Source organism: Nocardia bovistercoris, from assembly GCF_015674855.1.
GTDB classification, from domain to species: Bacteria; Actinomycetota; Actinomycetes; order Mycobacteriales; family Mycobacteriaceae; genus Nocardia; species Nocardia bovistercoris.
Genome location: NZ_JADMLG010000012.1, coordinates 1 through 12,741 on the forward strand (window position 1 = coordinate 1; position 12,741 = coordinate 12,741).

Genomic DNA, 12,741 nt, shown 5'->3' on the forward strand with positions numbered 1-12,741 from the left:
GGCGAGTGCGGGGGCGAGTTTCCAGGTGGCCATGAGGATGGGGAAGTTCCAGGGGATGATCTGGCCGACGACGCCGAGTGGTTCGTGGAAGTGGTAGGCGATGGTGTCGGCGTCGATCTGGGAGATCGAGCCTTCCTGTCCGCGCAGCGCACCGGCGAAATAGCGGAAGTGGTCGACTGCGAGCGGCAGGTCGGCGGCGAGGGTCTCGCGGACCGGTTTCCCGTTCTCCCAGCTCTCGGCGACCGCGAGCGCCTCGAGATGCGTCTCGATCCGGTCGGCGATCTTGTTGAGGATGTTCGCGCGTTCGGTGGGTGCGGTGCGGCCCCAGGAATCGGCGGCGCGGTGCGCGGCGTCGAGGGCGAGTTCGATATCGGCCGCCGAGGAGCGCGCGACCTCGCAGAAACTCGATCCGTCGACGGGGGAGGGATTCACGAAATACCGCCCCTCGACGGGCGCGCGCCATTCGCCGCCGATGAAATTGTCGTAGCGGGGCGCGTATTCGACGATGCTGCCTTCGGTACCCGGCTGTGCGTAGATCATGGCGGTCTCCTCGTTCGATCCTGACCTGACACCGTCACGGCACGACTGCGTGACGGCAATCACTATTCCCGCTGCGGGTTGATGAAACGTTGAAGGACTCGCCGGACGCTCAGTCGCGCAGCGCGTGGTGCAGACGGGCCGCGGCGACGGCGCGCCGACCGTCGTCGGCGGGCAGCAGGCGCAGCGCGTGCTCGTGCACCTCGCGATCCCCTGGCGCGAATTCGCCGAAGCGCAGCGCGAGTTCGGGATCGCCGTGCGCCAACACCGCGGTGCGCACGCCAACATAGAGGAATTCGCGCCACTCCACGATGCCCGGCGTATCCGAGCCCGGCAGCAGCGGGCCGCGATACAGGCGGACCGCGGCGGCGGTATCGCCCGCGGCGAGGGCGGCGGCCAACTCCACCGCATCGCAGGAGATCGGGCTGACCAGTTGATAGACGCGCGCGGTGATGTCACCGCCGGTGGCGCGCCGCAGATACGACATCTCGGATTTGAGGGTGCTCGAACCGACCACGCGATCGCCGTAGATCGCGTGGTGCAGCCGCTCGTGGGTGTAACCGTCGGGCTCGAGGGCGAGCAGGGTGAGGATCTCCAGGTGGCGGGGTCGCAGGCGGACGGGCTGCCCGTCGCGGGTCAGCGTGGACGCGCCGAGACAGCGCAGCCGCACACCGGCGGCCTGCATGCGGTTGTGCAGCTTGGACTCCACGGCGGCGGCCAGCGTGCGCACCGTCGACATCGCCAGCGGATGGGAGCGATCCCAGGTCGTCGACAGGTCGAGGACGCCGACCAGGCCGCCGTCCGCCGCGCGGATCGGCGCGCAGTAGCAGACCCAGCCGTGCAGCGCCGCGACCAGGTGTTCGGCGGAGAACACCTGGTGCGGCCGGTCGGTGCGCAGCGACAGCGACAGCGCGTTGGTGCCCATGCTCGGTTCGTCCCATCGACCGCCCGGCGCGAAGTTCACCCGTTCGGCGCGGCGGCGCATGACCCGGCCGCCGCACGACCACAGGATGGTGCCGGTCTCGTCGGTGACGGCGGCGACGAAGTCGGCGTCCTCGGCGATCGAACGCAATTCCTCGCCGAGATCGGTCACCGGGGCGCGCAGCGGTGAATCCGCCCAGCGCGCGTCGGCGTCGGCGGCGCTCGGTGCGCGGTCGCGGGCGGGATCGACGGTGCGCAGCGACCGCAACCAGGACTGCGCGACCTCACCGCGCGGCGCCGCGTCGTCCTCGTCGTCGTTGTACTCAGGGGCGCGGCCCGGCACCCAGCGGGCCCAGGCATCTTCGAGTGCGGCCCGTCGACGGGACAAGCTGGGACGATGTGCCATGACGCCTCCCATGATGCCTCGTCGCCTCGGGGCGGGCCGCCGAATCGGACGAACACGGCAGGGATCCTTTCCCGACACGGTACGGAGTCCGCTACCGGGGGCGGGTGAGGGTTTGTCCGCCGCGGGTGGTGCGTCCGCCCCGGGCCGGGTGGCGGGATTGTCCGGCTCCTGACGTGGCGTCGAGCTCGATGCCCGACGGTTCCACGGCGAGCGCGCGGGTGCGCATGAGGGAGTTTCACCACAGTCGCTGTGCGCCGTCGGCGGGTCGCTTCGGCCTTCCAGGTCGGCGATACATCCCCGCGCAGTGATCGTCGTCACGTGACCCGTAGATTCCACCTCGGATCCATATCCTGTTGTCGTGCATGGTTTCTGGGACTATGTGGGCCTCGTTGTGGTGGTCCTGTTCGGGGTGGCGCAGTTCAGCATCGGCGTCGGACTCCTGCGGCAGACCATCGAGCGCGCGGTGCTGTGGTTGGGCGGGCACCGGGCGCGTGGCACCATCACCTCGTTCGCCGAGGAAAGCGACTCCGAAGGCCATCGCATATACCGGCCCGCCGTGGAATTCACCGCGGCGACCGGAGAACACCGGCACATCGCCCTGGCCGACACGGTGATGAGCCGCCCCCGCGTCGGGGCGCGGATCACCGTGGTCTACAGGCCGAGCGATCCCGAGCACGTGGACGCCCTCGGTATCGCCAAGGGCATCGGGAGTCTCGTCGCCTTCCCGATTCTGGTGGTCGTCGGGGTTGCGGCGATCGTCCTGCCCATCGCGTACCTGCTCGGTTTCGACGGCGTGCTGACGTGGAGTGAACAAGCCGCGGGCGACACGATCGACTGGCTCGACGAAACCCTCGGCGGCGCGCTCGGCAGCCTCCAGGAAGTCCTCGCGAAGTGGTTCGGCTGACGGAGCTGTTGTCCGCCACAACGGGCGCGGTCGTCTGCTCGGGAAAGGGAGGTTGTTCGCTCGAGACCGGAGGCGAACATTCCCTCGCGCGTGCCGGACGCATAGCCTGGCGTCAGCATGGCAGGAGGTTGCGTGGTGGAACGCAGACGTGTGGTGATCGCCGGACTCGGTGACATGGGAGTGTTGACCGCCATCCGGTTGGCCCGCTATGCCGATGTCGTCGGTGTATCGGTGAAGCCCGCGCTGGTCAGCGGCCGGGAGCTGGGGTTGCGGTTGAGTACGCCGAGCCGGTGGGCGCGCGAGTTCTTCGTCCCGTTCGACAGGCTGCGCGGACTCGACAAGGTCCGCACCGTGCACGCCGCGCTCACCGGTGTGGACCTGGCCGCGCGAAAAGTGTTCGTGGACAACGGCAATGGTACGGACCTCGGCATGTCCTACGACGCGTTGGTGATCTCGACCGGTGTCGCGAACGGTTTCTGGCGGCAGCCGACATTGCAGAGCGAGGCGCAGGTGCGCGCGGAGGTGCGCGCGGCCAACGAGCGAATGGCCGCGGCGTCCTCGGTCATCGTCGTCGGCGGGGGAGCGGCGGCGGTGTCGACGGCCGCCAACCTCGCGCGCACCTGGCCCGCCACCCGCGTCGACCTGTATTTCCCCGGTGCGCGCGCACTGACCGACCACCACCCGCGCACCTGGGAGAGCATCCGGCGCAGGCTCGACGGACTCGGTGTCGGCGTGCATCCGGGACACCGTGCCGTCGTACCGGAGGAATTCCTCGGTGACGAGATCACCGCCGAACCCGTGACCTGGTCCACCGGGCAGCCCGAGGCCCGCGCCGACGCCGTGGTCTGGGCGATCGGCCGAGCGCGGCCGAATACCGGCTGGCTGCCCGCGGAGCTGCTGGACGAGCGCGGATTCGTGCGGGTCACCCCCGAACTCACGGTGCCGGGCCACCCCGAGGTGTTCGCGGTCGGCGACGTGGCCGCCACCGACCCGATGCGCACCTCCGCCCGCAACCAGGCCGACGCCCTCGTCGCCCGCAATGTGCGGGCCTTGTTCGACGGCCGCCGACCCCGCGCCTACCGCCCGCCTTCGCACCACTGGGGTTCGGTGCTCGGCCCGCAGCCGGACGGTTTCCAGATCTTCACCCCCGGCGGCCGGGTCGTCCGTCTCCCCGCCTGGTCGGTCGACCGCGTGCTGAACCCTTGGATCGTGCACCGCGGCATCTATCGCGGAATACGGCACAATGACCCGCTGCCCACGGGCGAATGAGGTTTCCCCCGCTTGCGCCGGTTCAGGCGGTCCTACGCCGCCGCTCGCTCTCCCGCACGCGCGGTTCGAGGATGCGTCGACGCGAGACGACGTGAGGCTTCCCAACCTTCGCGGTAACAGGGGGCGATCCGCTTCCGTGGCTCGCCAGTCGCGGGAGGCTTCCCAGCCCGCCCGGTAACCGGCCCGAGGACGACTTCGGCCGGGCCGCCGTGACACGGTGAGCCCACACGGGTTCAGGAGCGTGCGGTGGTGACCGTGTTCAGGGCGACGTCGGTTGCCGGGGTCCCGTCGCCGGAACCGTCGCGCACGCCCGCGCCCGCGATGCGGGTGAGCACGTCGAGGCCGCCGACCACGCGTCCGAACGGGGTGTAGTTCGGGGGCAGTTGGCTGTCGCGGTACACCAGGAAGAACTGGCTGCCGTTGGTGTCGCGGCCGGAGTTGGCCATGGCGAGGGTGCCCGCCGGGTAGGTGGCGCCCGCGAGGTTCTCGTCGGGGAACCGGTAGCCGGGGCCGCCGGTGCCGGTCGCCGTTGGGTCGCCGCATTGCAGGACGTAGATGCCCTCGGTGGTGAGGCGGTGGCAGCGGGTGCGGTCGAAGTACTGTTCGCCCGCGAGGAAGGCGAAGGAGTTCACCGTGCGCGGCGCGCGGGCGACCTCGAGCGCGACGGTGATCGCGCCGCAGTTGGTGTCCAGTGTCGCGGTGTAGCCCGCCGCCGGGTCGATCCACAGTCCGGGTTCGACCGGCCACTGCTTGCCGTTGGGCTGTCCGGGCGCCGCGGCCGCGCAACCCGCGGGCGCCTGCCGCAGGTGCCAGGTCTGCGCCGACACCCCGCCCGCCGCGAACAGGGTGAGCGCCGCACCCGCCACCAGCACGCCGAGCCCGGGCAGCACCCGGCGCATCGCGCGCCCGCGACGCCGCGCGCCGTCCGTCCCGCGTCCGGTCACGCGCATGCCTGTTCCACTACTCACAGTCGGGATCTCCCTGGTCGGGTCCGCGCACCGATCGATGCTCGGCCCGCATACTGCCATCTACCCCGCACACCGCGTCACGAAACGGGCGGTATCGGAGTGGGCGGGATCTGATCGGGACGCGTCGGTCGCGGTGCGGCACCGATCTCGGGCGAAACCGACCTGGAGGTATCGGCTAACTTCTGGTGAACGTGGGTTGCCGATTCTCGCGCGGGTGAGGTTTCCGCGTGGATGTGACGTGTCGAACGGGGTTCGGGGTGCACGATGGGAATCATGGGAACCGTTCGAGCGGCGCTGGTCCAGGCGAACTGGACGGGTGATAAAGAGTCGATGATCGTGGCGCACGAGGAGAGTGCGCGGCGGGCGGCGGCACAGGGTGCGCAGGTGCTCTGCTTCCAGGAGTTGTTCTACGGGCCGTATTTCTGTCAGACGCAGGACGCGAAATACTACGACTACGCGGAAACGGTTCCAGGACCGACCACCGAGCGGTTCGCGGCATTGGCGCGCGAGCTCGGCATGGTCATGGTGCTTCCGGTCTACGAGCAGGAACAACCGGGGCTGCTCTACAACACGGCCGTGGTGATCGACGCCGACGGGCGGTGGCTCGGCAAATATCGCAAACACCATATTCCGCACGTGCGCGGATTCTGGGAGAAATTCTATTTCCGGCCGGGCAATCTGGGCTGGCCGGTATTCGACACCGCGGTCGGGCGGGTCGGCGTCTACATCTGTTACGACCGGCATTTTCCGGAGGGCTGGCGCGCACTCGGTCTGGCGGGTGCGGAAATCGTGTTCAATCCGTCGGCCACCTCGCGTGGTCTCTCGTCCTACCTGTGGAAGCTGGAGCAGCCCGCCGCCGCGGTCGCCAACGAGTACTACATCGGCGCGATCAACCGGGTCGGCGTCGAATCCGAATACGGCGACGACGATTTCTACGGCACCAGCTATTTCGTCGACCCGGAAGGGCAATTCGTCGGCGAACCGGCCTCCGACACCGATCCGGAACTCGTGGTGCGCGATCTGGACATGGATCTGATCAAGGTCGTGCGCGACCGCTGGGCCTTCTACCGCGATCGCAGACCCGACGCCTACGGACCGCTGGTGGCGCCATGAGCCGCACCCTGATCCGCGGCGGCACCGTCGTCTCCACCACCGGTGCGCAACTGCTCGACGTCCTGGTCGACGGCGAGCGCATCGCCGCGCTGCTCGATCCGGGCGCGCTCGGCGCCGACCTCGCCGCGGGCGTCGGCACCGTCATCGACGCCACCGGCCGCTACGTCGTGCCCGGCGGTGTGGACGGGCATACGCACATGCAGATGCCGTTCGGCGGCACCGAGGCATCCGACACCTTCGAGACCGGCACCCGCGCCGCGGCCTGGGGCGGTACCACCACGATCGTCGATTTCGCGGTCCAGAGTGCGGGCGAACGCCTTCAGGACACCATGGCCGAATGGCATCGCAAGGCCGACGGGCGGTGCGCGATCGACTACGGCTTCCACCAGATCATGGGCTCGGTCGACGCCGAATCGCTGAAGGGGATGAGCGAACTGGTGGCCGAGGGCGTCACCAGTTTCAAACTGTTCATGGCCTATCCCGGCGTCTTCTACTCCACCGACGGCCAGATCCTGCGGGCCATGCAATCGGCCGCCGAACTCGGCGCGCTGGTGATGATGCACGCCGAGAACGGCATAGCCATCGACGTGCTGGTCGAACAGGCGCTCGCGCGCGGCGACACCGCTCCGTACTTCCACGGTGTGACGCGCCCGTGGCAACTGGAGGAAGAGGCCACCCACCGGGCGATCATGCTGGCGGAGGTGACCGGTGCGCCGCTGTACGTGGTGCACGTGTCGGCGGCCCAGGCGCTGGCGCAGATCGCCGAGGCGCGCGGTCGGGGACGCAACGTCTTCGGCGAGACCTGCCCGCAGTACCTGTACCTCTCGCTCGAAGAGCATTTGGGCGCACCGGGTTTCGACGGCGCCAAGTGGGTGTGCTCGACGCCGCTGCGGGCACGGGCCGAAGGGCATCAGGACGCGCTGTGGCGCTACCTGCGCACCGGCGATGTCACCGCCGTGAGCACCGACCACTGCCCGTTCTGCATGAAGGACCAGAAGGACCGTGGCCGTGGTGATTTCAGCAAGATCCCGAACGGCATCGGCGGTGTCGAACACCGGATGGACCTGATGTTCCAGGGCGTGGTGAACGGGTTGATCTCCCCGCAGCGCTGGGTCGAGGTGTGCTGCACCGCGCCCGCGCGCATGTTCGGGCTGTATCCGCGCAAGGGCGTGATCTCGCCCGGCGCCGACGCCGATATCGTGATCTACGACCCGAAGGGCCACACCTCCATCGGGATCGGCCGGACCCACCACATGAACATGGACTATTCGGCCTACGAGGGTTTCGAGGTGGACGGCCACGTGGACACCGTGCTCGCGCGCGGTCGCGTGATCGTGGACGACGGACGCTATCTCGGCCGCGCGGGCGACGGCCGCTTCCTGAAACGTGAACTGTCGCAGAACCTGCTCTGACCGCGCGATCGGAATGGAGTGTGCCGCATGGATATCGGTGTGGTGTTGCAATGCACGCCGCCCGCGTCTCGGGTGATCGAGTTGGCGAGACTGGCCGAGACGCACGGCTTCTCGCATGTGTGGACCTTCGATTCGCACCTGCTGTGGCAGGAGCCCTATGTGATCCACAGTCGGATATTGTCGGCTACCCGCAAAGTCGTGGTCGGCCCGATGGTGACCAACCCGGCGACCAGGGACTGGACGGTCACCGCCTCGACCTTCGCGACCCTCAACGACATGTTCGGCAACCGCACGATCTGCGGTATCGGGCGCGGTGATTCGGCCGTCCGCGCGACCGGCGGCAAACCGACCACGTTGGCCACCCTGCGCGAATCGGTCGGGGTGATCCGCGAACTCGGCAACGGGCGCAGCGCCAGGATCGGCGACACCGTGGTGCGTTTCCCGTGGGCGCGCGATTCGCGGCTCGAGGTGTGGGTGGCCGGATACGGCCCGCGCGCACTGGATCTCACCGGCCAGATTGCCGACGGGTTCATCCTGCAACTGGCCGATCCCGACATCACCGCGTGGACCATCGCGCGGGTGCGTGCGGCCGCCGAACTCGCGGGCCGCGACCCGGACGCGGTGACGATCTGCGTGGCCGCGCCCGCCTACGTCACCGACGGGTCGACGGCGGGGCTGGCGCACGCGCGCGAGCAGTGCCGCTGGTTCGGCGGCATGGTCGGCAATCACGTGGCCGACATCGTGGCGCGCTACGGCACCGGCGGCGGGATACCGGCCGCCCTCACCGACTACATCGCCGGACGCGACGGCTACGACTACAACGAGCACGGCCGCGCGGGCAACACCCACGCCGAATTCGTCCCCGACGCCGTCATCGACCGGTTCTGCCTGCTCGGCGATCCGGACCAGCACCTGCTGCGGCTGCGCGAACTCGAAGGGCTCGGCGTCGACCAGTTCGCGGTGTATCTGCAACACGACGCGAAGGGATCCACCCTCGAGGCATACGGTGAATCGGTGCTGCCCCGGCTGTCGCGGGTCGCCACCGCGACCGAGACCGTCGGATGACCGGCACGCGTGAATCGCGCCCGATCCGGGCGACCCCGAGTGACGAGGGATGTACAGGTGACCGCTGAGGATCATGTCTTCTACCCGTGGAGCGCCCAGGGCGGGCCGAATCCGGTGCTGATCACCGGCGCGTCGGGGTCCTGGTTCTGGGACGAGACCGGTGCACGGTATCTGGACTTCTCCTCGCAACTGGTGAATGTCAATATCGGCCACCAGCATCCGGACATGATCGAGGCCGTGGTCGCGCAGGCCCGGGAGCTGGCCACGATCTCCCCGACCGTCGGCAACCGGGCGCGCAGCGAATTGGCGCGACTCGTCGTTGAGCGCGCGCCCGGCGACCTGAACCGGGTGCTGTTCACCACCGGCGGCGCGGAGGCCGTCGAACACGCGGTGCGGTTGGCGCGCAGCTACACCGGCCGCACCAAGATGCTGGCCGCCTACCGCTCGTATCACGGCGGCACCGGCGTCGCGATCGGGTTGACCGGTGAGCCGCGCCGGTGGGGCGCCGAACCGACCAATGTGGATGTGGTGCGGTTCTTCGGTCCGTACCTGTACCGCTCGCCGTGGGGGGCGCGGACACCGGAGGAGGAGACCGCCGCCGCCCTGACCCACCTGCGGCAGGTCATCGAGGCCGAGGGCCCCGCGCATATCGCCGGGCTCATCATGGAGACGGTGGTCGGCACCAACGGCGTGCTCGTCCCGCCGCCCGGCTATCTCGCCGGGGTGCGCGCGCTGTGTGACGAATTCGGCATCGTCTACATCGCCGACGAGGTGATGGTCGGCTTCGGCCGGGTCGGTGAGTGGTTCGCGGTCGACGCCTTCGAGGTCGCGCCCGACATCCTCACCTTCGCCAAGGGCGTGAACTCCGGCTATGTCCCGCTCGGCGGCGTGCTCATCGCCGAACGCATCGCTCGCCGCTACGACGACACCCCGTATCCGGGCGGACTCACCTACGCGGGCCATCCGCTGGCCTGCGCGGCGGGCGTGGCCTCGATCGGGGTGTTCGAACGCGACGGCATCCTCGAGCACGTGCGGTCGGTCGGCGCGCAGGTCCTCGGCAAGGGGCTGGAGGAGTTGGCTGCCCGCCATCCCAGCGTCGGTGAGGTGCGCGGACTCGGCTACTTCTGGGCGCTGGAACTCGTGCGTGACCCGCACACCCGGGAACCGCTGATCCCGTTCGCGGCCACCGGTGCGCTCGCCGAACCCATGAACGAGGTGACCGCCGCGGCCAAGGCGCGCGGACTGTGGCCGTTCAACGCGGGCAACCGATTCCAGATCGCGCCGCCGCTCACCACCACCGCCGAGGAGATCCGGCTCGGACTCGACATCGTGGATGAGGTGCTGGAGGTGGCCGATCGCCATGTCGGGACTTAGCGAGCTACAGACGGACCGGGAGTTCGTACCGCCCGCGCTCGAGGATCGACAGGAGACCGATCCGCGCCCGCCGTTCGCGCGCACCGGTGTGTGGTCCGTCGCCGCCGTCGCGGCGGGCGTGCTGCTGTTCTCGGCGGGCCGGTACGGCTATTTCGGCGACGAACTCTATTTCCTCGCCGCGGGCCGCCGCCCGGCCTTCGGCTACGCCGATCAGGGTCCGGCGCTGCCGCTGCTCGCCCGGTTCATGGACATCCTCGCCCCCGGCTCCTACTTCGTCCTGCGGTGGCCCTCGGTGCTGCTGACCGTGCTGGCGATCGTGCTGACCGCCGTGATCGCGCGCGAATTCGGCGGCGGCCGTGCGGCCCAGACCGGCGCCGCGCTCGCCTACGCGACCTCGCCGTTCCTGCTGCTGCAGGGCAAGATGCTGACCACCAACGCCGTCGACACCGCGCTGTGGGTGGTGATCACGTGGCTCGTGGTGTGCTGGGTGCGTACCCGGCGCGACCTGCTGCTGTTCGCGGCGGCGCTGGTGACCGCGATCGACATGCAGGTCAAGTGGCTGATCCCGTTCTTCTGGATCTGTGTGGTGAGCGCGGCGCTGCTGGTCGGTCCGCGCGCGCTGGCGCGCCGCCCGCTGCTGTGGCTCGGCGGGGCGATCGTGGTCGCGGCGACCGTGCCGCAACTGGTCTGGCAGTCCGGGCACGGCTGGCCGCAACTGCGCATGGGCGAGGTCATCAGCGGGGAACAGGGCATTCTCGGCGGACGGGTGATGTTCGTGCCGCTTGGCATCCTGCTCGCGGGCTGTCTCGGCGCGGTGGTGCTGCTCTACGGCGGGTGGGCGCTGTTGCGTCATGCCTCGCTGCGGCCCTACCGGTTCCTCGGTGTCGCTGCCGTCGCGCTCACGCTGATCTTCCTGGCGCTCGGCGGCCGTGTCTACTACATGGCAGGCATGTACGCCGTCGTGCTGGCGGCGGGCGCCGTCGGGCTCGTGGAGTTCGCACGAAAGCTGCGACCGACCATGCGGCGTGGCGCGGTGGTGTCGGCGGCCCTTTTCGCGACGGCCGCCACCGGTCTGGTGCTCTACGACACACCGTGGCGCTCGCCCGAGCGGATCGCGCCGCCGCGTGACGACGCCGAGGCCGCGATCAATATCGGCGTCTACGGCGAATTCGGCTGGCCCGAACTCACCGCGGCGGTCGACGAGGTCTACGCCGGAATGCCACCGGCGGAACAGGAACGCGCGGTGCTGCTCACCGACACCTACTGGCAGGCGAGCGCGCTCGACCAGCTCGGCCGCGACCGGCTGCCGCCCGTGCACAGCGCCAGCCGCGGCTTCGGATACTTCGGCGCCCCAGCGGATTCGGCGAGCGCGGTGATCGCCGTCGGCGTGAACGAGGGCTTCCTGCGCTGGAACTTCGACGAGATCCGCCCGGCGGGCGCCGTCGACACCCGACTCGGCTATCCGGGCAATACGCAAGGGGTCACCGTCTGGGTGTGCACCGGGCGACGGCATCCGTGGTCGGAGGTCTGGACCGATCTCATGCACCTCTAGGCTTGGACGATGACCGGGCAGACCGAAATCTGGCACAACCCGCGGTGCACCAAGAGCCGCAACGCCGCCGCCCACCTGGACGCGGCCGGAGTCGACTACACCGTGCGCCGCTACCTCGACGACCCGCCAACCGCCGACGAACTGCGCGCGGTACTGGCCCGCCTCGACGCCGAACCGTGGGACATCACCCGCACCGGCGAACAGATCGCGAAGGATCTCGGCATGACCGACTGGGGTCGCGGTCCCGCCGACCGGGAACGTTGGATCGAGGCGCTCGCGGCGAATCCGAAACTCATCCAACGCCCCATCGTGCTCACCGCCGACGGCGCCGCGGTGCTGGCCCGCACCGAGGAATCGCTGCGCACGCTCGGCTGAGCGCCGGTCACGGCGGCATTCGGCGCACCGCCGGTGGACTCCGACACCCGGTAGGGTCGCCCGCATGAAGGTACAGTTGCGCCACAACCCCGCCTCGACGATCGCGCGGTGCTTCCTGGCGGGCGGCGAGCCGATGCGGGTCGAGAGCGGCGCCATGGTGGCCCATTCGGCCGGAGTCGGCTTGCAGGCGAAGGCCGAGGGCGGCATTCTCGCGGGCCTGAAGCGTTCGGTCCTCGCGGGCGAATCGTTCTTCGTCTCCACGTTCACCGCGCCGCCGCAGGGCGGGTGGGTCGACGTCGCGCCCGCGCTGCCCGGCGACATGCTGAATCTTCAGATCAGCGAGGACCGCCCGTATTTCATCAGCCGCGGCGGCTGGATCGCGAATTCGCATGGCGTGCAGGTGGAAAGCAAGTGGGGCGGATTCTCGAATCTGTTCGGCGGCGAGGGCGGTTTCGGATTACGCGCGCACGGGTCCGGGGAAATCGTGGTGGGAGTTTTCGGGGCGATCGACGTGATCGATCTCCAACCCGGCGAACCGATCACCATCGACACCGGGCACGTGGTCGCCTACGACCTGTCGATGAATTTCACCATCCGGCGCGCGGTGTCCGGTCGATCGATCCAATCGCTGAAATCCGGCGAAGGCTTCGTCTTCGATTTCGTCGGGCCGGGCCGAGTGCTGTTGCAGACCCGGAATCCGGGGGCGTTCGCCGCCTGGGCAGGCTCGATGGTCTCCTCGGGCTGACGGGTGGAAGTCACCGTCCGTTAATCCGCGCGACACAAACGTGGTCGATGCTGTTGGCTCGCATCGATCCCGACCCAGAGGAATTCTTCATGGAACTGCT

At 69.3% G+C, this 12,741-nt stretch carries 12 protein-coding genes; 9 read left to right on the forward strand and 3 right to left on the reverse strand.

Annotated elements, in window-relative coordinates:
• On the reverse strand, window positions 1-540 hold a 540-nt coding region (locus IT779_RS25675; protein ID WP_196151994.1), incomplete at its 3' end, for an aldehyde dehydrogenase family protein.
• A 109-nt stretch (window positions 541-649) separates the two neighbouring features.
• Window positions 650-1,864: a GAF domain-containing protein gene (locus IT779_RS25680; protein WP_196151995.1), complete on the reverse strand. Its 1,215-nt coding sequence runs from the start codon at window positions 1,862-1,864 to the stop codon at window positions 650-652.
• A gap of 358 nt (window positions 1,865-2,222) precedes the next feature.
• Between IT779_RS25680 and IT779_RS25685 the strand changes: the two genes are divergently transcribed.
• Both IT779_RS25685 and IT779_RS25690 read left to right on the forward strand, forming a co-directional pair.
• Entirely contained in the window at window positions 2,223-2,768 is a 546-nt protein-coding gene (locus IT779_RS25685) for a DUF3592 domain-containing protein (protein ID WP_196151996.1), read from the forward strand.
• A gap of 135 nt (window positions 2,769-2,903) precedes the next feature.
• Window positions 2,904-4,037: an NAD(P)/FAD-dependent oxidoreductase gene (locus IT779_RS25690; RefSeq protein WP_196151997.1), complete on the forward strand. Its 1,134-nt coding sequence runs from the start codon at window positions 2,904-2,906 to the stop codon at window positions 4,035-4,037.
• 233 nt (window positions 4,038-4,270) lie between these two features.
• Here IT779_RS25690 and IT779_RS25695 read toward each other — a convergent pair whose 3' ends face one another.
• The gene (locus IT779_RS25695) at window positions 4,271-5,005 is read right to left on the reverse strand and encodes a peptidylprolyl isomerase (RefSeq protein ID WP_332838962.1); all 735 of its coding nucleotides are present in this window, start codon (window positions 5,003-5,005) and stop codon (window positions 4,271-4,273) included.
• A 273-nt stretch (window positions 5,006-5,278) separates the two neighbouring features.
• Between IT779_RS25695 and IT779_RS25700 the strand changes: the two genes are divergently transcribed.
• The 7 genes from IT779_RS25700 to IT779_RS25730 all read left to right on the forward strand — a co-directional run bounded on the left by IT779_RS25700 (window position 5,279) and on the right by IT779_RS25730 (window position 12,641).
• Window positions 5,279-6,118 carry a nitrilase-related carbon-nitrogen hydrolase gene (locus tag IT779_RS25700; protein WP_196151998.1) on the forward strand — a complete coding sequence of 280 codons (840 nt, stop codon included), beginning with the start codon at window positions 5,279-5,281 and terminating at the stop codon, window positions 6,116-6,118.
• Window positions 6,115-7,530 (forward strand): dihydropyrimidinase, encoded by a 1,416-nt coding sequence (gene hydA, locus IT779_RS25705; protein WP_196151999.1) that lies wholly within the window; start codon window positions 6,115-6,117, stop codon window positions 7,528-7,530. The genes IT779_RS25700 and hydA overlap by 4 nt, the downstream gene beginning before the upstream one ends.
• A gap of 27 nt (window positions 7,531-7,557) precedes the next feature.
• Window positions 7,558-8,595, forward strand: a complete 1,038-nt coding sequence (locus tag IT779_RS25710; protein WP_196152000.1) for a TIGR03842 family LLM class F420-dependent oxidoreductase — start codon at window positions 7,558-7,560, stop codon at window positions 8,593-8,595.
• A 9-nt stretch (window positions 8,596-8,604) separates the two neighbouring features.
• Window positions 8,605-9,969 carry an aspartate aminotransferase family protein gene (locus tag IT779_RS25715; protein ID WP_196152001.1) on the forward strand — a complete coding sequence of 455 codons (1,365 nt, stop codon included), beginning with the start codon at window positions 8,605-8,607 and terminating at the stop codon, window positions 9,967-9,969.
• The gene (locus IT779_RS25720; protein ID WP_196152002.1) at window positions 9,956-11,521 is read left to right on the forward strand and encodes an ArnT family glycosyltransferase; all 1,566 of its coding nucleotides are present in this window, start codon (window positions 9,956-9,958) and stop codon (window positions 11,519-11,521) included. Before IT779_RS25715 ends, IT779_RS25720 begins: the two co-directional genes overlap by 14 nt.
• A gap of 9 nt (window positions 11,522-11,530) precedes the next feature.
• Complete coding sequence (locus IT779_RS25725; protein ID WP_196152003.1) at window positions 11,531-11,896, forward strand: arsenate reductase family protein; 366 nt, start codon at window positions 11,531-11,533, stop codon at window positions 11,894-11,896.
• Window positions 11,897-11,960: 64 nt separating this feature from the next.
• Window positions 11,961-12,641, forward strand: coding sequence for a TIGR00266 family protein (locus IT779_RS25730; protein ID WP_196152004.1), 681 nt, complete (start codon window positions 11,961-11,963; stop codon window positions 12,639-12,641).
• The last annotated feature ends 100 nt before the right edge of the window (window positions 12,642-12,741 follow it).

Coding starts and splice junctions, on each gene's coding strand:
- IT779_RS25730 (WP_196152004.1), top strand. CDS start 11,961: ATGAAGGTACAGTTGCGCCACAACCCCGCCTCGACGATCGCGCGGTGC.
- IT779_RS25700 (WP_196151998.1), top strand. CDS start 5,279: ATGGGAACCGTTCGAGCGGCGCTGGTCCAGGCGAACTGGACGGGTGAT.
- IT779_RS25725 (WP_196152003.1), top strand. CDS start 11,531: ATGACCGGGCAGACCGAAATCTGGCACAACCCGCGGTGCACCAAGAGC.
- IT779_RS25680 (WP_196151995.1), bottom strand. CDS start 1,864: ATGGCACATCGTCCCAGCTTGTCCCGTCGACGGGCCGCACTCGAAGAT.
- IT779_RS25720 (WP_196152002.1), top strand. CDS start 9,956: ATGTCGGGACTTAGCGAGCTACAGACGGACCGGGAGTTCGTACCGCCC.
- hydA (WP_196151999.1), top strand. CDS start 6,115: ATGAGCCGCACCCTGATCCGCGGCGGCACCGTCGTCTCCACCACCGGT.
- IT779_RS25710 (WP_196152000.1), top strand. CDS start 7,558: ATGGATATCGGTGTGGTGTTGCAATGCACGCCGCCCGCGTCTCGGGTG.